Here is a 19,810-nt window from a genome sequence, read left to right as displayed (position 1 = left end):
GACGACCCTTTCCACTTAACCGTCGCACGACCGAAGGAAAATTCATGCCGGGTGACAACAGCAAGGGCGCCGAAGAGGATGTCGTCATCATCGGCGCCGGTGCCGCCGGCATCGCCGCCGCCCGTCGCCTGCAGGCAATCCGCCCGGATCTTTCCATCCTCCTGCTTGAAGCCGGCGATCGTCTCGGCGGGCGCGCCTGGACGGTCGGACTGCCTGACGCCGATGTCGCGCTCGATCTCGGCTGCGGCTGGCTGCATGGCGCGCGGACCAATGCCTGGACTGCGATCGCCGGCGAGGTCGGACTGACGGTCGACCGTACGCCGGCACCCTGGAACGATGGCGGACGGCGGCTTCAGCGGGATGGCGCGGAGGCGCATGCCGCAAGGAATGCGATCGGCGCCTATTTCGAGCGCCTCGAGAGCCATGAGGGGAATGACGCAGCCATGGCCGAAATGCTCGAGCCCGGCAACCCCTGGAATGGCCAGATCCGGGCGATCGGCACCTATATCACCGGTGCCGAACTGGAGCGGTCGTCGGTCGTCGATTACAACAGATACGATCCCGGCCCCGGCCCTGACTGGCGGGTACGCGAGGGCTATGGAACGCTGGTCTCGCTTTACGGCAAGCCGGTTCGGGCAAAGCTCGGCACCGCGGTGACGCGCATCGACCATCGTCATGCCGGCCGCATCGGCATCGAGACGAGCCAGGGTGTGCTGAGTGCCCGCGCGGTGGTGGTGACCGTTTCAACGAATGTGCTTGCCGCCGGCAAGATCGCCTTCGACCCGCCTTTGCCGGAGAAGATCGAGGCCGCAGCCCGTTTGCCCCTAGGGCTCGCCGACAAGCTCTTCCTGAGGCTCGCAAATCAGCAGGCGCTGCCGGCGGATACGCATATGCTCGGCTCCACCGGTCGCGGCGCAACCGGCACCTATCAGCTCCGGCCGTTCGGCGCGCCCGTCGTCGAGGCCTATTTCGCCGGTGACCTCGCGCATGATCTGGAGGGGCAAGGCAGAGAGGCCGCCTTCTCCTTCGCCGGAGATGAACTGGCGGCACATTTTGGCGCGGATATCCGCAAGGAGCTGTCGGTGGCGGCAATGTCGGCCTGGGCCGCAGCGCCCCATATCGGCGGCTCCTATTCCTATGCCGAACCCGGCGCCTCCGATCTGCGCGGCCGTCTCGCCGCGCCGCATGACGAGCGGATCTTCTTTGCCGGCGAGGCCTGTTCGAAGTCGCGTTATTCGACGGCGCACGGCGCCTACGAGACCGGCGTCGCCGCAGCCGATCTGATCGCCGGCTCGTTTTCGCAAAATCCGTGATCCTCGCCGGCCGCGACGGCAGGAATATTTTTTTCTCACTTGTCGCGCGGGCGGGATTGGTTATGCTCCCCCCGGCCCCTGTGCTCCCAGCCTGGGGCGCTATACGTCATCCGGCGGCAAGCGGCCGCCTCAAGCACAATATTGTCATTGATTGCAGGAGCCCCGGCTTCTACCCCGACCGTTTGCGTGTCGGCTGCGGGTATCCGCATGAGGAGGAAGAAATGGACTATCGCAAGCTCGGTCCCAGCGGGACCGTCGTCACCGCCTATTGCCTCGGCACCATGACCTTCGGCGCGGAGGCCGACGAGGCCGCCTCGCACAAGCTGCTCGACGATTATTTCGCCTGGGGCGGCAATTTCATCGATACCGCCGATGTCTACAGCGCCGGCAAATCGGAAGAGATCATCGGAGGCTGGCTGAAGGCGCGCCCGACCGAGGCCCGCCAGGCGATCGTCGCCACCAAGGGGCGCTTTCCGATGGGCAACGGACCCAACGATATCGGCTTGTCGCGCCGGCATCTCGGCCAGGCGCTCGACGATTCGCTCCGCCGCCTCGGCCTCGAGCAGATCGACCTCTACCAGATGCATGCCTGGGATGCGCTGACGCCGATCGAAGAGACGCTCCGCTTCCTCGACGATGCGGTTTCCTCCGGCAAGATCGGCTATTACGGCTTTTCCAATTATGTCGGCTGGCACATCGCCAAGGCCTCGGAGATCGCCAAGGCGCGGGGTTATACCCGCCCGGTGACGCTGCAGCCGCAATATAACCTGCTGGTGCGCGACATCGAGCTCGAGATCGTCGCAGCCTGCCAGGATGCCGGCATGGGCCTGTTGCCATGGTCGCCGCTCGGCGGCGGCTGGCTGACCGGCAAATACAAGCGCGACGAGATGCCGACGGGCGCCACCCGCCTCGGTGAAAACCCCAATCGCGGCGGTGAATCCTATGCGCCGCGCAATGCGCTGGAGCGAACCTGGGCGATCATCGGCGTCGTCGAGGAAATCGCCAAGGCGCATGGCGGCAGCATGGCGCAGGTAGCGCTCGCCTGGACGGCGGCGCAGCCGGCGATCACCTCAGTCATCCTCGGCGCCCGCACGCCGGAACAGCTCGCCGACAATCTCGGCGCCATGAAACTCAAGCTCTCCGACGACGACATGGCGAGGCTCAATGAGGTGAGCGCGCCTCAGCCACTCGACTACCCCTACGGCAAGGGCGGCATCAACCAGCGCCACCGCAAGATCGAAGGCGGCCGCTGAACCTTCCTTCAGCTCTGATTGAACGAACCCTGTCCGCTTCTCGCCGAAGCGGACAGGATGTCCCAGGTTCAGGATGATCGACCGGCGCCGGCTCGCGTCACGACTGACTGCTGCCTCGGTTTCCTGCAAAAGCGGCCGTCAACCCGAGGCCGATCAGCAAGGCCCCGCTGACATAGCGTTCGGCTGTGAGATAGCGGCGATTGCGCCTCAACCAGTCGCCCGCAGTGCCGGCCGCGAATGCGTAGCTGCCGTCAGTTATGATGCCGAGACAGGTGTAGATCAGACCCAGGAACGCGATCTGCATCGCTGCGTGACCCCGGTCCACCTCGACGAACTGGGGCAGGAAGGCAAGAAAGAAGAGCGCGGTCTTGGGATTGAAGAGATTGACGACGAACCCGTCGCGGAGAAGGCGCGCGTGCCCGAACGCCTTCAAGCCGGTCTCGGTGCCGGGAATCTCGCTTCGGCCGAAAATCTTCTTGAGCCCAAGCCAAATCAGATAGGCAGCGCCTGCATACTTGACCGCGCTGAACGCCAGAGCCGATGAAGCCAGGACTGCCGATAAGCCCAACGCCGCGACGATGACATGTACCAGCGTCGCGGCATGGATGCCGAGAATCGAAACAAAGCCGGCGAGGCGGCCCTGCTCGACCGAGCGGGCAAAGATGTAGAGAACCGCCGGCCCGGGAATCAGAAGCAGGGCCAAGGAAGCGCCGATAAACAACCAGATATTGCCGAGGGTTGGCATGATAATCGCCCCGCTCCTGTTTTCCCGATCGCCTTGCGGGCGCATCGCCGGAGCCAGCCGTCGTCACCGCAAGAGTAGACAGTATTCACATAAGCAAACCCTGCTGTCTTGAACGCTATAAACCTTTCGCATAATCGGCGGGCGTCACGCCCGTCGTCTGTTTGAACAGGCGGGAGAGATGGCTCTGATCGGCGAAGCCGACCATCTCGGCTACTTCGGCCGGCGGCGTGCCCAACCGAAGCAACTGCCGCGCCCGGCTCAGTCGCAATTGCCTCTGATAGGCATGCGGCGGCAGCCCGACAGACGAGCGGAAGGATCGGACGAGATACACGGGATTGAGCCTGACCAGCCGGGCAAGATCGGCAAGGGCGATACGCCTGTCGTAGTTGGCGTCCAGAAATTCGCGAATGGTCGTGACGTGCCGCGGCTCGCTGCCTGCTTCGATCCTTGCGTGCGGCTGCTGCCCGGAGTAAGTGGCCAGCGCCGCGAGCCCGCTCGTCAGCAGCGTCTCGGCTTCAAAAGCGTCATCGTCAGTTTCGAGATATCGATGCGCATTGCCAAGGCTTTGGAAAAGCTCGAGGTCTCCAAGGCATAACAACCGCTCGAACAGCGCTAGGCGCGTCGCCCCCGGGTCGAGCACCGCGTACTGCAAAAACGCAGGCGAAACGAACAGGCAGCGGTAGTTCAACGCCTGTTCTTCGGCCGGCAGGCACATGTGAACGACGCCGGGCGCAAGGACATTGATGTTGCCTGGTTTCAGGGCCACCTGAGGCTGACCATATTGGAACGCCATTGTGCCGCGTTCGTGGAGATGGATTGCGTAAGCGTCGTGGAAGTGCTTCGGAAAGTGATGCTGCGTTCCCGACGCGCGCAGCAATTCAACTCCGGCTAACGCGTCGTTGCGCCAGATTCGAATGCGTCCCGCATCCTGCTTCATCCGCACCATTCGATAGTCTTCCTACAGACCGTTCCCGCCTTCAAGCAATTTCCATGACAATCTTGCCTGCCGCTGGAGTCGTGGACCGAAAAATTTCCGCACCCAGTTCATGGAGGAGGAGCAGGTTAAGCTCACCGTGATGATCAACATCATCAATGGCTGGAATCGCATCGCTGTCGGCTTCGGCCTCTATGTCGACGCGGCCGCCATCAAGGCCGCCAGGGCTTCGGCCGCCTGACGCCACGACCGTCCATGAAAAAGCCGCCATGTTTCCATGGCGGCTTTTCGGCCTTTGTGCTTGGGAGGCGATTCTAGGCCGGAAGCTGGAAGATCACGTTGGCGATCAGGACGATCGCCAGGCCGCCGGCGAGTGCGAGGTAAGGCAGGATGCCGGCTTTCTTGACGCCGAGATCCTGGCCGACGAGGCCGAGATCCTCCATCGCGCCGGCTGGGAATTTGCCGCCGTCGCGCACATAGTGGCGATAGGCGAAGACCGGCAGGATCAGGGCGGCGAAGATGAAGCCGACCCAGAGCGCATTGGAATAACCCCAGACCTTGGCACCGGCGCCGAGAAACAGCGCGTTGACGAAGGCCAGCACGGTGTTGAGGCCGATCAGCCAGGTCGGCGCCTTCCAGGGGCGTTCGATATGACCGGAATCCATCCGGTGGATCCAGCCGGAATTGAGGTTCAGGAAGTTGAAGATGATGTAGCCGACATTGGAGACGGCGAGCACGAAGAAATAGCCACCGACATCCGAGGCGATCGCCAGCAGGAAGAGATTGAAGGCGAAATCGGTCCACATCGCCCGCGTCGGGGCGCCGTGTTCGTTGACGTGGTCGAGATATTTCGGCAGCCAGCCGTCCTTCGAGCCCTGGTAGAGCGTGCGCGAGGAGCCGGCCATCGCCGTCATGATGGCAAGGAAGAGTGCCATGATCATCAATACGACGAGCAACTGGGTGACGACGCGGCCGGCGCCGATGAGGCCGCCGAGCGCTTCGGCAACACCCGTGCCATCGACGATGCCGGGGGCCAGCATGCCTGCATGGCCGAGAACGCCCTGGAAGGCGAACGGCACCAGGAAGAAGAACAGGCAGCAGGCAAGGCCGGAATAGAAGATCGCCTTGAAGGTGTCGGTCTTCGGGTTCTTGAGTTCGCGGGTGTAGCAGACCGCCGTCTCGAAGCCGTAGGTCGACCAGGCGGCGATATAGAGGCCGCCGAGGAAGAGCGTCCAGCCGCCGTTGCTCCAGGTGCCGTCGACAGCGGCATAGGCGGCCGTCGGCGGCACGAGACCGGTGACGTTGGTGGCAAGGATCTGGCCGCTGACGATCGGATAGAGGCCGATGATGAGCAGCGGCACCAACACGATGATTGCCAGCCACTTCTGCACGCTTGCCGTTTCCGAAATGCCGCGATGCTGAATCGCGAAGATGATCAGCATCAGGATGCCGCCGATGAAGAAGGTGGCGTTGATATTGGCGGTGGCAAGGAAGGGAATGCTGAAGCTGAAGAGCGACCAGCTGCGGATCGCTGGCGTCAGGGCAGCGACGCCGTCGGTGCCGAGCAATGCCTTGACGGCGTCATCCGGGGTGGTACCTGCATGGGCTGCAATATATTCGGCGACGCGGGGGCTATCGGCCGTGACGGAAGCGGCATGCGCGGAGATCCAATCGAGGACCATCTGCGAATCCGCCGCTGGAATCGGGTAGAATGCGTTGAGGATGTAACCGGCGGCGATGGCGCAGCCGAGCGACAGCACCGGCGACCAGGCAAACCAGTTGCACCAGACCGACAGTGGCGCGATGAATTTCGAATAGCGCAGCCAGGCGGTGGCGCCATAGACCGAAGCGCCGCCGGACTTATTGGCGAACATGCCGGCGATCTCGGCATAGGTGAAGGATTGCAGGAAACCCATCACCATCGAGATGATCCAGACGACGAAGGCGAGCTTGCCCGTCGTGCCCGCAATGCCGCCGATGGAGAAAAGAACGAGCGGCGGCACGCCCGCAGCCACCCAGAATGCGCCCTTCCAGTCGAGCGCGCGTACAAGCTTACCTTCGGTGCCGGATGCAATCCCGGCCTCCACAATGTCTGTCATCGGTGAAATTCCCCATTCTATTTGTTCCGGACGTATCTTTGTACGTCTCCCTGAACGTGTCTCCCTGACAGTCTCAAGCCCGCCCGGATGATTTTGGCGATCCGCGTTCCCGACGGATTCCCCGAGTCTCAACTCTTTATGCATAGTGAAGATTTTTTCTTTTTAGTCAACTCGACTTTACTTTCGTGGCGCATTTTGTAACCTGTATGGGTGGGTGCCCGAGGGCATGCTGGATCCCCAAGAGGGCGCAATGCGAGAACTTCATCCTGCTATGATTGGCCCGCGACCGGCGGCTCCGAGCCTCGTGCACTATCCCGGCATTCCCACCCTGCCGGAGGGAACCGAGCGCTACAGGGCAAAGGGCGGCGGATCGGTCGTTATGCGCGTCGAGCCGGGCGACCGCGTCAGCGTTATCGACAGCGAGGGCGGACAGGTCTGCGAGATCTCTTTCCTCGATGAAAAAGGGCGCTTCCTGGCGGCCGGCCTCGGAACGGCATTCAGCAATTCGGCCGAAGGTTTGAAGGCCATACTTCAGGCAGAGGATGAGAGTGCTGCCCGCACGCGTGCAGCACTTCAGCGTCGCGGCGCCGATCTGGCCGTGGCCGGCGCGCTCAGCATCTTCGGGGCCGGATCGACGCCTGGCAGCCGGGCGGAATTCACGATCTCCATGAAGGGCCTGCTGATCGTTGCGGCACCCGCTAGCGCCATGTCGCCGGAGGCGCAGGATACGGCGACGCCGATCGAGATCAGGATCAAGCGCAGCCTGCTGATCCGCGATTATGCCTCTGCCCTGCCGGAACCGGCCGCCGATCCCGTCGAGGATATCCGCATCCGGGCGGCGACCGCCGCGGCCTACTTCGTGCGGGCCGGCGAATTCATCCAGATCATCGATGTCTATGGACGCCAGTGCACCGATTTCCAGGCTTTTGCCGCCCGCAAGGTCGACAAGGGTCTCGAGCTCGCGCTCGATTCCACCGTCACCCGCACGCTGCTCGGCCGCAGCTATCCGATGCCGGGCCTGCCCTCCAAGGCCTTCGACCGCGACTTCGAGCCGCTGGTCGAGATCGTGCAGGATACGGTCGGGCGTCACGACGCTTTCGCGACCGCCTGCAATTCGCGCTATTACGACGACATGGGTTATCCCGGCCACGTCAACTGCACGGATAATTTCAACGCGGTGCTGGCGCCCTACGGCATTGCCGGCCGCAAGGGCTGGGAAGCGCTGAACTATTTCTACAACACCAACATCGACCACAACAACCAGCTCTATCTTGACGAGCCCTGGTCGCGCCCCGGCGATTACGTGCTGATGAGGGCACTGACCGACCTCGTCTGCGTCTCCTCGTCCTGCCCTGACGATATCGACGCGGCGAACGGCTGGGATCCGACGGATATCCACGTCCGCACCTTTTCCGGAAAAGAGAAATTCTCACGAGCGGTAGCTTATCGCATGACCCCAGATGCCGACGCCGAACTGACGCGCGAAACCGCCTTCCATCCCCGCCTCTCCACGCTGACGCGGGACTATACCGAATATCGCGGCTACTGGCTGCCGAACCGCTTTTCCAGCGAAGGGCCGGTCGAGGAATATTGGGCCTGCCGCGAGCGCGCCGCCGTCATCGACCTCTCGCCCTTGCGGAAATTCGAGGTGACGGGGCCGGATGCCGAGGAGCTGCTGCAATATTGCCTGACGCGCGACGTGCGCAAGCTGTCGACCGGCCAGGTCGTCTATTCCGCCATGTGCTACGAAAACGGCGGCATGATCGATGACGGCACGCTGTTCCGGCTCGGCGACAAGAACTTCCGCTGGATCGGCGGCGATGATTTCAGCGGCATCTGGCTGCGTCAGCAGGCCGAGAAGAAGGGCTTCAAGGCCTGGGTCCGCTCATCGACCGATCAGATGCACAATATCGCCCTGCAGGGTCCGAAAAGCCGCGATATCCTGAAGGAGATCATCTGGACGGCGCCGCGCCAACCGACGATCGGCGAGCTCGAATGGTTCCGCTTCACCGTCGGCCGCATCGGCGGCTTCGAGGGTGTTCCAATCGTCGTCTCGCGCACGGGTTACACCGGCGAGCTCGGCTACGAGATCTTCTGTCATCCGAAGGATGCGCTGACAGTGTTCGACGCCGTCTGGGAGGCCGGGCAGCCGCACGGGTTGAAGCCGATGGGGCTGGAGGCGCTCGACATGGTCCGCATAGAGGCGGGCCTGATCTTCGCCCATCACGAATTCACCGACCAGACGGACCCATTCGAGGCCGGGATCGGCTTCACGGTGCCGCTGAAATCCAAGCAGGACGATTTCATCGGCCGCGAGGCGCTGATCCGGCGCAAGGAGCATCCGCGCCATCTGCTCGTCGGCCTCGACATCAAGTCCAACGAGGCCGTCGGCCATGGCGATTGCATCCATATCGGCCGGGCGCAGGTCGGCGTTATCACCAGCGCCACGCGCTCGCCGATCCTCGGCAAGACGATCGCGCTCGCCCGCATCGACGTGATGCATGCAAGCCCCGGCACCGAGGTCGAGATCGGCAAGCTCGACGGCCACCAGAAGCGCCTGCCGGCGACGATCGTGCCGCTTTCGCATTACGACCCGCAGAAGACGCGACCGCGCTCGTAACGCCTGCTTTGGGGTCGAGGACGGTGATCGGTTTCTCGTACTGTTGATGAAGCCGCACGTTTTAACGGCGGCACGCAATGCGATAGAGATGCAACCTTATATTGAGTGCATGGCCCTGAAAAACTAAAAGTTGACAAATTTGGGTTGAATGACTATATCTTGGTAGTCGATATTGCTTGTTTGACTTTTGTTATCGCACGCTGGCAACGTGCCCTGGACGAACTTCCCTCTTCAAAATCGAGACCATCATCCGTCGTGCTTCCGCACGTGCGGTCGTTCAATTGCTATGAAAGGGTTTGTTATGACCACTGGCACAGTTAAATGGTTCAATTCCACCAAGGGCTTCGGCTTCATTCAGCCTGATGACGGCGGCGCTGACGCCTTCGTCCATATCTCTGCCGTCGAACGCGCTGGAATGCGTGAAATCGTCGAAGGCCAGAAGATCGGCTACGAGCTTGAGCGCGATAACAAGTCGGGCAAAATGTCCGCTTGCAATCTCCAAGCTGCCTGAACTGACATCAGCTTTCCTTTGACCGCGGATGTACCGGCACTGTCGAAAGCATGATACTATTGAGGTCAGGCACGTTGCCTGGCCTTTTTGCTGAGTCGGCCAGCGGGCTGCTGCGTAATTCCTTAAACGCGGAATCGATTTCAGGAATTATGCAGTAATTCAAAGTGTTACAGCGTCCTTTGCGCGTCTGAAAAACGCGCGGCGCTCTAATAAAATCCGGGATGAATATGACAGAGACACACAGCAAATCACGCAAGCAGGCGGAGATTGCCTTCGGAAACGTGCAATCGCAGTTCTTGGAGCGAAGCCGCGCGGTCGAAGAGATCGACTCGACAGTGCGGGCCCGCGAGGAAAAAACCTTGCGGTTACGCGAGGCCCGTGAGGCCAAGGAATTGCAGGATCGCTTGGCAGCGACGACTGCCCCTGCCGCGAAGCGGAAAAAGAAAATCTGACCCTGCTGCATAATTCCTTAAATCGGATTCGATTTCAGGATAAAACATGCGGCAGTTCAAAATATTGCAGCGTCCTTTGCGCGTCTGAAGACGCGCGGCGCCTTAGAACAGGATGATTTTAGGCCGGGATCGCCCTAAACTCTGAATCCTGTTCTTATTAAAGAGTTAGAGCATGATGTCGTCCGAAAACCGCGCACACTTTTCGCCCATCATGCTCTAGGGTCGAAGTCAAACAGTCAGGAAACAGATTTGAAAAACGCCAGAAACAACGAGCTTTCCGATCGCCGCAGCGCAGCTGCCGAAGCCAAGGCCGCTCTCCTCAACGCGTATCGCACCGCCAAAGATACGGCCGAACCCACAAGGCTGGCAAAGCAAGCGGAGCGTCAAGCCATTGCCGCGGCCAGGGAAGAACGGCGTGCTGCGCGAGAACGGCTGAAGCTTGAGGAACTGGAGCGGGCTAAAGCCGCGGAAGCCGAGCGTCAGGCCGCCGCCGAAGCCGCAGCACGCGCCGATGCCGACGCGCGCGAAGCGGCTGACAAAGACAGGATCGCTCGCGTGATTGCGGACGAAGCCGCCCGAAAGGCCGAACGCGACCTGCGTTACGCCAATCGCAAAGCCAGAAAGTCCTGACCGTCAGCGCTGCCTGTTGTCGCAACAGGCAGCGCGCTGTCGTTCACGCGGCCTGCACGGCTGCATTCAGCGGGATTTCGACGTCGATCTCAAGGGTCGAGACGTACTCGTTGCGATCGATCGTCACCTGCACCTTGTCGTGGTCGAGCTGCACGTGCTTTGCGATCACCGCAAGGATTTCCTCGCGCAGCAGGGAGACCAGGTCCGACCCCGCCGAGGAACGTTCATGGGCGAGAAGGACCTGCAGCCGTTCGCGGGCGGCCGGTGCGGTTCTCTGCTTGTTGAAAAGACGGAAAATATTCATGCCGCCCTCCGTCCGAAGATCTTGCCGAAAATATTCCTCTTTTCCTCTGGGATCGCGATCGGCACCGTCTCGCCGGCGAGCCGGCGAGCGGCGTCGAAATAGGCCATCGCAGCCGCGCTGCGACTGTCTGCCAGCGTGACCGGTGCACCGATGTTGGATGCCCGCAGAACATCCATGCTTTCGGGTATGATGCCGAGGAGCGGGATGGACAGGATCTCCAGGACGTCGTCGACCTTGAGCATGTCGCCGCGTTCGGCGCGATTGGCGTCGTAGCGGGTGAGCAGCAGGTGCTTTTCCATCCGCTCGCCGCGCTCGGCCTTGGCGGTCTTGGCATCCAGTAGGCCGATGATGCGATCCGAATCGCGCACCGACGAGACCTCGGGATTGGTGACGACCACGGCAACATCGGCGTGGCGCATGGCAAGCGTTGCACCGCGCTCGATCCCGGCGGGGCTGTCGCAGATGATCCAGTCGAAATAGCGCTTCAGGTCGTTGATGACGCGCTCGACGCCCTCGGCCGTCAGATTGTCCTTGTCGCGCGTCTGCGAGGCCGGCAAGAGGAACAGCGTCTCCAGCCGCTTGTCGCGGATCAGTGCCTGGGTAAGCTTGGCGTCGCCCTGGATGACATTGATCAGGTCGTAGACGACCCTGCGTTCGGCGCCCATCACGAGGTCGAGATTGCGTAAGCCCACGTCGAAATCGACGACGACGACTTTTTCATTGCGTTGCGCCAGCGCCGCTCCTAATGCGGCGGTCGAGGTCGTCTTGCCAACCCCGCCCTTGCCTGACGTGACGACGATCACTTTCCCCATCATTGTCTCTCCTTTGCCGTGGCCCCAGTAATTCAAAGTGTTAAAGCGTCCTCTTGCGGCTCTCGAAGAGACGCGCGGCGCTGCCGTCAGATCAGTTTCTCTGCCATGATCGCGTCGTCCTCGAGCCAGAGCTGAACAGCCTGTCCGCGAAGATTGGGGGCCATGTCTTCCGCCATTTTGTAGATGCCGTCGATTGCAACCAGCTCGGCCTCGAGCTTGCGGCAAAAGATCCGCGCCGATGCGTTTCCGATGGACCCTGCCATGGCTCGGCCACGCAAGGTGCCATAGATATGGACGGAGCCGCCGGCGATGACCTCGGCACCCGAGGCGACCGAACCGATGACGGTGACGTCGCCTTCCGGAAAGATCACCGATTGCCCCGAGCGCACAGGCTCCCGGATGACGATCGATTGCATGGCCGGGCGGGTCTCTGCTACCGCCGGTTTGCCGGGCGGATCGACAGGCTCCTTTGCCTGAACCTCAATATCGGAAACCGACCGACCGCCCTTGAGCGCCGGCGGCATGCCGGATCCGAGGATGGAAGGCCGCGCGCCCTCGATGCCCATGATGCTGACATTGCGCTTGGCAAGTTCAGCAATCAGGTCCTTCAGCTGCGGCCGGTCGATTTGCAGGTCCGTCAGGTCGAGCACGACAGGCCGTCCGAGGAAGAAGCCGGCCGAACGTGCGGCCAGATCGTCCAGGCGGGTCAACCAATCATCGATCGGAAGATCCGGGGACAGCATGACCGCGAGGAAAGAGCGGCCCTTGATGCGGATAGAGCGAGCGTCTGTTAGCACTTTGGTCATCTATGTGAAGAAATCGTTGACCATGTCTACCGCTGCTATGGTTAACAAAAAGTTAACGCGGCCTTAACATTACCGACAATCACAGCAGATTCTTCACACACTGAATTACCGCAAGTCATTGGAAAAGCGTTGCAATCGCTGGAAGCGCCGAACGGTTAATAATACGGCTTCGAAGGTGAGCCGCAAATCTGCCGCTGCTTGGGTAACGCTCAGCCTTCCGCCTTGCGTTGTGCGTTGGAAATGGCGCGTGCGGCCTCTTCCGAGGAGTTGGCAAGCGTGCGCATCTCGGCGGCAAGCACGGCAAAGCCCGATCCAGCCGTGCCGGCGCGAGCAGCCTCGATGCCGGCATTGACGGCGAGCAGCTTCAGGTAACGCAGTGATTGCAGGATCTCATTGGTCTTCGAGGCGGTGACGCGCATATCGGCGGTCTGGTCATCGATTCGCTGATAGAGTGATTCGATATTGATGATGCTGCCTTCGAGATAGAGAAGTTCACCCTTCTCGTCCCAGATGCCGCCGCCCGTCTCGGTGACCCAGATGAGATGGCCCATGGCGTGACGGATGCGGTATTCCATCGTCCAGTCGGTGCGCCTCTCCAGCGCCCGTCCGACGATCTCGTCCATCAGAGGCACGTCTTCCTCGTACATGATCGAGGTGAAGGTCCGCGTGCGGTTGCCGATGATTTCCTCGGCGGGATAACCGAAGATGCGCTCGATGCCGTTGGTCATCTCCAGCATCGTATAGTTTTCATCGGCACGGCAGCGATAGAGAAAACCACTCATGCGCCCGAGAATGCTCGTTTGAAAATCCATGAAGGCCACATCCGAAGAGAAGAGTTGCAGATGGATTTATGTCGTCTCATTTAAAAAGGCGCACGTCACAATGCCGGAAGAGAGCACGAACACCCTCCACCGGCAATGCAGTCCGCCTCATCAGTTGCGCAGATATTCCTCCATGGAATCGTCGAGCGCCTCGACCCAGGGCGTGTGGTGCGTCGGCGACATGTTGCCGGTCATCAGCGACCGGTAGGCATGGTCGCGGAAGCCCATGATGTTGTGGGCCTTGTGATGTTCCCACTCCATGAAGGTCTGGTTGGTGCCCTCGATGTCGAAGTTGGGATAGTCGGTTTCGGCAAGCAGTTCCTTCACGTAATCGCCCTGGTACCAGATCATCTGCTCGGCATCCTCGAGCGTTTCCTCGCGGGCGCGCCACATGTCGAAATTGGCTTTCAGCTCCTCTTCGGATGGCAGGGTGATGCGACCCATCATCACGTCGCGCGCCCACCAGGCCTGCACGTCGAACATGTTGAAGGTGTAGAACTGGTCCTGCATGCCGATATAGAAAAGCTGCGGGTTCTTGTCGAAGATCACCCCCTTGTAGAGGCTGTCGGCCCAGAGGCGGTTGGCGGTCTTCAGCCGGAGGTCGTCGGGCAGGAAGGGGAAGTGGTGCTGGTATCCGGTGCAGAGGATCACCGCATCGACCTCCTTGGTCGAGCCGTCGAGGAAATGCGCCGTGCGGTTTTCGAGCTTGGTCAACAGCGGCCGCTCCTCGAAATTCTCCGGCCATTTGAAGCCCATCGGCTTCGAGCGATAGCTGGTCGTCACCGATTTCGCGCCATATTTCCAGCATTGCGAGCCGATGTCTTCGGCCGAATAGCTGCGGCCGACGATCAGGATATCCTTGCCCTTGAACTCCAGCGCGTCGCGGAAATCATGGGCATGCAGCACGCGGCCGTTGAAGGTCTTCACGCCCTCGAAATAGGGCACGTTCGGCGTCGAGAAATGACCTGATGCCACGACGACATAGTCGAATTCCTCGTCATACATCCGGTCCTCGATGCGGTTATGCGCCGTCACCGTGAATTTCTTCGTCTGATCGTTGAAGCGAACCATGCGCACCGGCGTGCTGAAACGTACCCAATGGCGGACGTTCGCCTTCTCGACGCGGCCCTTGATGTAATCCCAGAGCACGGCGCGCGGCGGATAGGAAGCGATCGGCTTGCCGAAATGCTCCTCGAAGGAATAATCGGCGAATTCGAGGCATTCCTTCGGGCCGTTCGACCAGAGGTAACGATACATGCTGCCATGGACCGGCTCGCCATATTCGTCGAGCCCGGTGCGCCAGGTATAATTCCAGAGCCCGCCCCAGTCCGACTGCTTTTCGAAGCAGACGATCTCCGGGATCTCGGCGCCCTTCTGGGCAGCCGATTGAAAGGCGCGCAGCTGCGCCAGCCCGGAAGGACCGGCACCGATGACGGCTACTCTTGTCATGAAGCATTCCCCTCTTGATTATGTCGTTTTATCTGGTGCATCGCCGCCTCAGTCCGGATAGATGCCGGGGCTGGTCGGCGCCCCGTCGTCATATTTGGAAAGCCAGTCGATCGTCGTCCCGCGGAAGCGGGTGAGGCCCTTGTAGTCAATGAGCTCGGCCGGCAGCGTCTTCAGCACGCGCGGGAAGCGGCGCGCCCATTTCGGCACGGTGACGAGCTCTTCCATGTTCATCAGGTAGCAGCGGATGACGAAGAGGATGGCGTTCGAGCGCGGCAGGCGCCAGAGGCTCTGCAATTCGACGCGCAGATGCACCTTTTCGCCGACATTCTCCGGCGTCACCGTCGTGCGGTCCGGACCCCATTTGTGATAGTTCTCCGGGCTGGTGTCGAGCCGCGGATTGATCGTCATCGTCCAGTTGAAGCGTCGTGTCGGCTTGCCCTGCTGCAGGTTCAGCAGGAATTTCAGCGCCCGGTCGAAGACGCCGATCTGGTGGGCGAGCGGCACCGGTCCGTGCCATTCCATGAAATTCATGCCGATATCGAAATCGAGCGACCAGTCGGCCTGCGTCGTCACCATGCCGGCATCCATCCAGAGATTGCTGTCGCGCTGGTCGACGATGCAGAAATCGCCCTGGGCCTGGCGGGTGATATATTCGAAGGGCTCATAGGGCAGCGTCGAGGCATCGCCGAAGGTGAAGCTATCGTCGATGCCGAGCGGGCGGTTGATCCAGCGCCACTGGTCGCCGTTGCGGATCAGCGTGAAGTGTTCGGGGTACCCTGCCGCCTGCTCTTCCATCAAAAGTTCGAGCGTGTCCCACTGCGCGCTCATCATGTGCGGCAGCGCCTGGTAGCGTAGCGGATCTTCCTTCAGCACCAGCGCCCGGTCGTGCATCTCGGCGACATAATGCTCGTCGACGTCGATCAGACTTTCGTAGACGGTTCCCGCCCGGCCGTGCACATGCGGCTCCATGTTGACCGAATACATGTATTCGTCGCGGTCGAAGGGAAACGGGAAACGCCGGATGTTCTCGGGGCTGTTCCGATAGCTGAAATCGTTCCGGAAGGTTTCCTGCTTGAAGACGATTGCCATGTCCGGTCTCCTTGTTCCGCTTCCGATGCCGCTAGAGATCAAGATGCAGCGTGTTTCCCTCGAAGCGGGAAACACAGATCATCACCTTGCGACCGGATGCTTTTTCTTCGCTCGTCAAATAGACGTCATGGTGCAGCAGCTTGCCGTTGCAGGTAACGACCCCGGTCTCGCATTGACCGCAGGCGCCGCCGCGACAGAGGAAGGGCGCGTCGACGCCCGCCGCCTCGATTGCCTCCAGCATGCTTTCGTGATGGCCGACCTTCACGGTCTTGCCGGACCGCAGGAGCTCGATCGCGAAGGGCTTGCCGGGCAGCGACGACAGGAACCGTTCCGAATGCAAGTTCTGTTCCGGCCAGCCGGCGTTGAGGCCGGTTTTCAGCACGCCATCGATCATCCCCGACGGGCCGCAGACATAAAGATGCGTGCCGAGCGGCTGGCTGTCGAGCAGGCGTGTCAACGGGATAGCGCCGCCTTCGGCGTCGCAATAGATCTTGATGCGATGTCTGCCGTAGCGCTCGACGAGTTGCTGCCAATAGGCGCCGCGGTCGCGCGTGCGGATGGCATAATGCAGCTCGAAATTGGCGCCCTCGCGGGAAAACTGCTCCATCATCGCGATGAAGGGGGTAATGCCGATGCCGCCGGCGATCAGAAGGTGCTTGCGTCCGCGCCAGTCCGGCTGGAACAGGTTGACGGGATAGCTGACCTTCAGCTCATCGCCTTCGCTGAGCTTCTCATGCATGAAGGTGGAGCCGCCGCGTGAATCCTCGACATGTAGCACGCTGATCTCATAGGCTGCGCAATCATGCGGCGGCGACATCAGCGAATAGGCGTTGCGGCGCATATGGCCGCCATCGTTCATCGAGACGATGATATGCGCGCCGCCGGAGAAATAGGGCATCGGCTTGCCGTCAAGGCGCTCGAAACGGAAGCGCTTGACGCGCTCGGCGATCGGCGTAATCCGCGTCACGCGGACAGGAATTTCAGTGCCACCGCTCAAAGGAACAAATCCTCCGGATCAGGCGCGCTGCCCGGTTCTTCGGCGTCGATATTGACGCCCTGGAAGGCAGCGAGCCGGCGCGAATAATGGTCGCGTACCAGAAGCGGCAGCCCGCAATGGCTGCAGGCAAAGGGGCTGGTGGTGACGTCGTCGGTAATGCCCTTGCAATGGACGCATTGCACACGCCGGGCCAGCGAGCCGCGATGCTCGGTGATGACGGAGGCATGGTCCATGCCGTAATCGAGCGCCACCAGCATTGCCTGGCCGATGAAGCCTTCCGTGCCCGATAGATAGAGCCGCGTGCCCATATGTGCGGTGGCCAGCGAACCCTTCAGTCGGAAGAGCAGCGTTGCGATGGTCGGCGCCGTGAAGAACATGTCGGCGCCGAGGCGGCGCAGCGCCTCGTCCAGGCCGGACCCTTGAGAGCCGCGGGCGACATAGAGGATTTCACTGCGGGCAAGCGCCGTTTCGTCAAGCGCTGGCTGCTGATCGAGGAGAGCCTTGGCGCCCTCCCCTTCGAGCGCGAAAATGTGCCGCCGGGCGCGCGGCTGGATGGTCAGGCCCGTGTAGACTGGTCGGCTCTTGATGCCTGCAACGAGCATTCGCGTGCTCCTTAACCTACGGCGGTCCTCTTCTTCTTCTCCGGATCGTCGAAAGGAAGCGTGTGGGCGGTGGCGCCTGCCATCACGGTCTTGCCGCGGACTTCAAGTTTCGTCCCATGCACCGCCTTGTCAACGTCCAGACGAGCAATCGCCATGGATTTCTGCGTCAGCGACGAATAGCTCGGGCAGGTAATGACGCCGACCTTTTTTCCGTCGGCAAAGACTTCGTCGCCGAGATCGGCCGGTCCGTCGGCATCGATCAGCATGCCAAAGATCTTGAAGCGTTCTTTGCCCTTCAGGCGAGCATGTTCCTCGGCGCCACGGAAGCCCGTTTTGCCGGGGCTGACGGTAAAGTCGAGGCCGAGTTCCCAGAGACTGTCGCCGGGCGGCTGATCGGCGAAGGGATACATCTGCGAATTGTCATAGGGATAGAAGAGCAGGTAGCTTTCGACGCGCAGCATGTCGAGAACGGAGAAACAGCAGGGGATGATGCCCATTTCCTTGCCTTCCTCGACGATCCGGTCCCAGACCATGACAGCGTCCTGGCCGCGCACGAAGATCTCGTAGCCGCGTTCGCCGGTATAGCCGGTGCGCGAGATCATCACCGGTGCGCCGAACAGCGTCGTCTGCATGTGGTGGAAATATTTGAGGTCGCGGATGCCGGGCACATATTTGGCGAGATAGTCGACCGCGATCGGACCCTGCAGCGACAGGTCGTGCAGGTCATCGTCGAAGAGCACGGCGCAATTGCGGCCCGCCGCCTGCTTGACGACCTCCTCGTGGCCGGAGCCGGAGCCATGCACCAGCATCCAGGAATTCGGGCCGGTGCGATAGACGATGCAGTCGTCGGTGAAGTGGCCGCGGTCGTTCAGCATGGTCGCATAGACCGACCGACCGGGGTAGATCTTCGTCAGGTCGCGGGTGGTGATGGAGTCGAGCACGGCGATGGCGTGCGGGCCGACCAGGTGCACCTTCTTCAGGCCCGAGACATCCATGATGCCGGCCTTGGTGCGGACTGCGACATGCTCTTCCGACATGTCCTTGTCGTAGGTCCAGGCGGTGCCCATGCCGCTCCAGTCCTCGAGCTTCGATCCCAGAGCGCGATGCCGATCCGCCAAGACGGAGAAACGCCATGATAAAGCCATTGTCCGTTCCCTTTTGTTTCCTCTACGGAATATTTATTTCCTGACTATATAAGTCTTTCGCGCCGTGGCAAGCCCGCCTGGCATGCATTTCCCAAACTTTGATGGCACCTGCCGCAACCTTAACGCTCTAAATGACGGATGCGGCGAGGCTACTACTGTCGATGCACGTCTCAACCCATGCGTTCGGAGGCGTAGCTGCCGGGGCTTGCCGGAAAGACCACGGTGCGATTGCCGTTGATGAAGGTGCGGTGATGGATGTGGGCGTGGATGGCACGCGCCAGCACCTGGCTTTCGACGTCGCGGCCGATCGAGACATAGTCGTCGGGCGACTGCGCATGGGTGATGCGCGCCGTGTCCTGCTCGATGATCGGGCCTTCGTCGAGATCGGCGGTGACGTAATGCGCCGTCGCTCCGATCAGCTTCACGCCGCGGCCGTAGGCCTGCTTGTAAGGGTTGGCGCCTTTGAAGCTCGGCAGAAAGGAATGGTGGATGTTGATGATCCGGCCGGACATCTTCTGGCACATCTCGTCCGACAGGATCTGCATGTAGCGGGCGAGCACGATCAACTCCGTGCCGGTCTGCTCGGCCACCTCCATGATACGGGCCTCGGCCTGCACCTTGTTGGCCTTGGTGACGGGAATATGGTGGAAGGGAATGTCATGGTTGACCACGACCTTCTGGTAATCGAAATGGTTGGAGACGACGCCGACGATATCGATCGGCAGTGCGCCGATCTTCCAGCGGTAAAGCAGGTCGTTGAGGCAATGGCCGAAGCGCGACACCATTAAGAGCACCTTCATGCGCTTCTCGCTGTCGTGAAAATCATAATCCATTTCGAAGGGCGCTGCGACGGCAGCAAAGCCGGCGTCGATATCAGCACCCGAAAGCCCCTCTTCCGAAATGAAGCTGACGCGCATGAAGAACTTTCCGGTATCGAGATCGTCGAACTGCGAGCTGTCGATGATGTTGCAGCCCTTGTCGGCCAGATAGCTCGAAATCGCCGCGACGATGCCACGTGTCGATTTGCAGGATACGGTGAGTACGAAGTTCTTCATGCTGTCACTTTCTTCGCCATATCAAGTGCAAGGTCCGATCACGCCGAAGCCTGTTCGCCCCGGCGCGCGTCAGCGTGTCAATAGAGCGCCGCGCGTCTTTTCAGACGCGCCAAGGACGCTCTATCACTTTGAATCAGCGCATAATCCTTTCCGAAAATCGATTCCGGTTTTCG

The 19,810-nt window shown here is 61.1% G+C and carries 19 protein-coding genes and 1 pseudogene; 7 read left to right on the top strand and 13 right to left on the bottom strand.

The annotated features are described in order from the left end of the window. The first annotated feature begins 44 nt into the window (after nt 1-44). Nucleotides 45-1,313: a flavin monoamine oxidase family protein gene (locus BS629_RS23505; protein ID WP_018246125.1), complete on the top strand. Its 1,269-nt coding sequence runs from the start codon at nt 45-47 to the stop codon at nt 1,311-1,313. Nucleotides 1,314-1,534: 221 nt separating this feature from the next. Next, the gene (locus BS629_RS23500) at nt 1,535-2,566 is read left to right on the top strand and encodes an aldo/keto reductase (protein ID WP_018246126.1); all 1,032 of its coding nucleotides are present in this window, start codon (nt 1,535-1,537) and stop codon (nt 2,564-2,566) included. A gap of 97 nt (nt 2,567-2,663) precedes the next feature. Here BS629_RS23500 and BS629_RS23495 read toward each other — a convergent pair whose 3' ends face one another. Next, nucleotides 2,664-3,311 (bottom strand): LysE family translocator, encoded by a 648-nt coding sequence (locus BS629_RS23495; RefSeq protein WP_018246127.1) that lies wholly within the window; start codon nt 3,309-3,311, stop codon nt 2,664-2,666. 115 nt (nt 3,312-3,426) lie between these two features. Further along, the gene (locus BS629_RS23490; protein ID WP_018246128.1) at nt 3,427-4,257 is read right to left on the bottom strand and encodes a helix-turn-helix transcriptional regulator; all 831 of its coding nucleotides are present in this window, start codon (nt 4,255-4,257) and stop codon (nt 3,427-3,429) included. Nucleotides 4,258-4,345: 88 nt separating this feature from the next. On the opposite strand from BS629_RS23490, the pseudogene BS629_RS39305 reads away from it, so the two are divergent. After that, nucleotides 4,346-4,486, top strand: a pseudogene (locus BS629_RS39305) (carboxymuconolactone decarboxylase family protein); the annotation flags it as partial. 73 nt (nt 4,487-4,559) lie between these two features. Here BS629_RS39305 and BS629_RS23485 read toward each other — a convergent pair. After that, nucleotides 4,560-6,344, bottom strand: a complete 1,785-nt coding sequence (locus BS629_RS23485) for a trimethylamine N-oxide permease (protein WP_018246130.1) — start codon at nt 6,342-6,344, stop codon at nt 4,560-4,562. Nucleotides 6,345-6,594: 250 nt separating this feature from the next. Between BS629_RS23485 and BS629_RS23480 the strand changes: the two genes are divergently transcribed. The 4 genes from BS629_RS23480 to BS629_RS23465 all read left to right on the top strand — a co-directional run bounded on the left by BS629_RS23480 (nt 6,595) and on the right by BS629_RS23465 (nt 10,557). Continuing rightward, on the top strand, nt 6,595-8,964 hold the full coding sequence (locus tag BS629_RS23480) for a trimethylamine N-oxide demethylase (RefSeq protein ID WP_018246131.1): 2,370 nt from the start codon (nt 6,595-6,597) through the stop codon (nt 8,962-8,964). Nucleotides 8,965-9,265: 301 nt separating this feature from the next. After that, on the top strand, nt 9,266-9,475 hold the full coding sequence (locus tag BS629_RS23475) for a cold-shock protein (protein WP_003548109.1): 210 nt from the start codon (nt 9,266-9,268) through the stop codon (nt 9,473-9,475). Nucleotides 9,476-9,702: 227 nt separating this feature from the next. Further along, the gene (locus BS629_RS23470; protein WP_026188733.1) at nt 9,703-9,927 is read left to right on the top strand and encodes a hypothetical protein; all 225 of its coding nucleotides are present in this window, start codon (nt 9,703-9,705) and stop codon (nt 9,925-9,927) included. A gap of 249 nt (nt 9,928-10,176) precedes the next feature. Then, the gene (locus BS629_RS23465) at nt 10,177-10,557 is read left to right on the top strand and encodes a DUF6481 family protein (protein WP_018246133.1); all 381 of its coding nucleotides are present in this window, start codon (nt 10,177-10,179) and stop codon (nt 10,555-10,557) included. 43 nt (nt 10,558-10,600) lie between these two features. Here the strand turns inward: BS629_RS23465 and minE are convergent, their stop codons facing one another. From minE to purU, 10 genes are all read right to left on the bottom strand, one after another. After that, complete coding sequence (gene minE / locus BS629_RS23460; protein ID WP_003574994.1) at nt 10,601-10,861, bottom strand: cell division topological specificity factor MinE; 261 nt, start codon at nt 10,859-10,861, stop codon at nt 10,601-10,603. Continuing rightward, a complete protein-coding gene (gene minD / locus BS629_RS23455; protein ID WP_018448670.1) occupies nt 10,858-11,673 on the bottom strand; it encodes a septum site-determining protein MinD in 816 nt (271 codons plus the stop codon). The genes minE and minD overlap by 4 nt, the downstream gene beginning before the upstream one ends. Nucleotides 11,674-11,759: 86 nt before the next feature. Further along, entirely contained in the window at nt 11,760-12,479 is a 720-nt protein-coding gene (minC, locus tag BS629_RS23450) for a septum site-determining protein MinC (RefSeq protein WP_018246134.1), read from the bottom strand. 209 nt (nt 12,480-12,688) lie between these two features. Next, on the bottom strand, nt 12,689-13,291 hold the full coding sequence (locus BS629_RS40240; protein WP_018246135.1) for a methyl-accepting chemotaxis protein: 603 nt from the start codon (nt 13,289-13,291) through the stop codon (nt 12,689-12,691). A 120-nt stretch (nt 13,292-13,411) separates the two neighbouring features. Continuing rightward, nucleotides 13,412-14,749 carry an NAD(P)-binding domain-containing protein gene (locus tag BS629_RS23440; protein ID WP_018246136.1) on the bottom strand — a complete coding sequence of 446 codons (1,338 nt, stop codon included), beginning with the start codon at nt 14,747-14,749 and terminating at the stop codon, nt 13,412-13,414. Between the two features lie 48 nt (nt 14,750-14,797). Then, entirely contained in the window at nt 14,798-15,838 is a 1,041-nt protein-coding gene (locus BS629_RS23435; RefSeq protein WP_018246137.1) for a heme-dependent oxidative N-demethylase family protein, read from the bottom strand. A 31-nt stretch (nt 15,839-15,869) separates the two neighbouring features. Beyond that, entirely contained in the window at nt 15,870-16,835 is a 966-nt protein-coding gene (locus BS629_RS23430; RefSeq protein WP_018246138.1) for a PDR/VanB family oxidoreductase, read from the bottom strand. Next, nucleotides 16,832-17,437, bottom strand: a complete 606-nt coding sequence (locus BS629_RS23425; protein WP_018246139.1) for a dimethylamine monooxygenase subunit DmmA family protein — start codon at nt 17,435-17,437, stop codon at nt 16,832-16,834. Before BS629_RS23425 ends, BS629_RS23430 begins: the two co-directional genes overlap by 4 nt. Before the next feature lie 11 nt (nt 17,438-17,448). After that, on the bottom strand, nt 17,449-18,582 hold the full coding sequence (locus tag BS629_RS23420; RefSeq protein ID WP_018246140.1) for an aminomethyl transferase family protein: 1,134 nt from the start codon (nt 18,580-18,582) through the stop codon (nt 17,449-17,451). A gap of 170 nt (nt 18,583-18,752) precedes the next feature. Continuing rightward, nucleotides 18,753-19,637, bottom strand: coding sequence for a formyltetrahydrofolate deformylase (gene purU / locus BS629_RS23415; RefSeq protein WP_018246141.1), 885 nt, complete (start codon nt 19,635-19,637; stop codon nt 18,753-18,755). Nucleotides 19,638-19,810 lie beyond the last annotated feature (173 nt).

It is taken from the genome of Rhizobium leguminosarum bv. viciae USDA 2370 (assembly GCF_002008365.1).
Lineage (GTDB): Bacteria > Pseudomonadota > Alphaproteobacteria > Rhizobiales > Rhizobiaceae > Rhizobium > Rhizobium leguminosarum.
This window is presented reverse-complemented; position numbering and strand designations above follow the sequence as displayed.

What these genes read in the sequence shown, in the direction of transcription:
- BS629_RS23420 (WP_018246140.1), bottom strand. Translation starts at nt 18,582, where the DNA reads ATGGCTTTATCATGGCGTTTCTCCGTCTTGGCGGATCGGCATCGCGCT.
- BS629_RS23425 (WP_018246139.1), bottom strand. Translation starts at nt 17,437, where the DNA reads ATGCTCGTTGCAGGCATCAAGAGCCGACCAGTCTACACGGGCCTGACC.
- purU (WP_018246141.1), bottom strand. Translation starts at nt 19,637, where the DNA reads ATGAAGAACTTCGTACTCACCGTATCCTGCAAATCGACACGTGGCATC.
- minC (WP_018246134.1), bottom strand. Translation starts at nt 12,479, where the DNA reads ATGACCAAAGTGCTAACAGACGCTCGCTCTATCCGCATCAAGGGCCGC.
- BS629_RS23435 (WP_018246137.1), bottom strand. Translation starts at nt 15,838, where the DNA reads ATGGCAATCGTCTTCAAGCAGGAAACCTTCCGGAACGATTTCAGCTAT.
- BS629_RS23500 (WP_018246126.1), top strand. Translation starts at nt 1,535, where the DNA reads ATGGACTATCGCAAGCTCGGTCCCAGCGGGACCGTCGTCACCGCCTAT.
- minE (WP_003574994.1), bottom strand. Translation starts at nt 10,861, where the DNA reads ATGAATATTTTCCGTCTTTTCAACAAGCAGAGAACCGCACCGGCCGCC.
- BS629_RS23485 (WP_018246130.1), bottom strand. Translation starts at nt 6,344, where the DNA reads ATGACAGACATTGTGGAGGCCGGGATTGCATCCGGCACCGAAGGTAAG.
- BS629_RS40240 (WP_018246135.1), bottom strand. Translation starts at nt 13,291, where the DNA reads ATGGATTTTCAAACGAGCATTCTCGGGCGCATGAGTGGTTTTCTCTAT.
- BS629_RS23470 (WP_026188733.1), top strand. Translation starts at nt 9,703, where the DNA reads ATGACAGAGACACACAGCAAATCACGCAAGCAGGCGGAGATTGCCTTC.
- BS629_RS23495 (WP_018246127.1), bottom strand. Translation starts at nt 3,311, where the DNA reads ATGCCAACCCTCGGCAATATCTGGTTGTTTATCGGCGCTTCCTTGGCC.
- BS629_RS23480 (WP_018246131.1), top strand. Translation starts at nt 6,595, where the DNA reads ATGCGAGAACTTCATCCTGCTATGATTGGCCCGCGACCGGCGGCTCCG.
- BS629_RS23440 (WP_018246136.1), bottom strand. Translation starts at nt 14,749, where the DNA reads ATGACAAGAGTAGCCGTCATCGGTGCCGGTCCTTCCGGGCTGGCGCAG.
- BS629_RS23490 (WP_018246128.1), bottom strand. Translation starts at nt 4,257, where the DNA reads ATGGTGCGGATGAAGCAGGATGCGGGACGCATTCGAATCTGGCGCAAC.
- BS629_RS23505 (WP_018246125.1), top strand. Translation starts at nt 45, where the DNA reads ATGCCGGGTGACAACAGCAAGGGCGCCGAAGAGGATGTCGTCATCATC.
- BS629_RS23475 (WP_003548109.1), top strand. Translation starts at nt 9,266, where the DNA reads ATGACCACTGGCACAGTTAAATGGTTCAATTCCACCAAGGGCTTCGGC.
- minD (WP_018448670.1), bottom strand. Translation starts at nt 11,673, where the DNA reads ATGGGGAAAGTGATCGTCGTCACGTCAGGCAAGGGCGGGGTTGGCAAG.